The following is a 259-nucleotide window of genomic DNA, read 5'->3' on the forward strand; positions in this document are numbered from 1 at the left end:
CGACGCCTTCAACATCCCGATCCTCACCCTCCTGGACGTCCCCGGCTTCCTGCCCGGTGTCGACCAGGAGCACGGCGGCATCATCCGCCACGGCGCGAAGCTGTTGTACGCCTACTGCAACGCCACCGTGCCGCGTATCTCGCTGATCCTGCGCAAGGCGTACGGGGGTGCGTACATCGTGATGGACAGCCAGTCCATCGGCGCCGACCTCACCTACGCCTGGCCCACCAACGAGATCGCCGTCATGGGCGCCGAGGGC

The 259-nt window shown here is 67.2% G+C and carries 1 protein-coding gene; it reads left to right on the forward strand.

The window, feature by feature from the left end; all coding sequences use genetic code 11:
• The coding region (locus IG78_RS0141325) for a carboxyl transferase domain-containing protein (protein ID WP_030575097.1) at positions 1-259 on the forward strand (259 nt) is incomplete at both ends.

The sequence above is a fragment of the Streptomyces aureocirculatus genome (genome assembly GCF_000720475.1).
GTDB lineage: Bacteria > Actinomycetota > Actinomycetes > Streptomycetales > Streptomycetaceae > Streptomyces > Streptomyces aureocirculatus.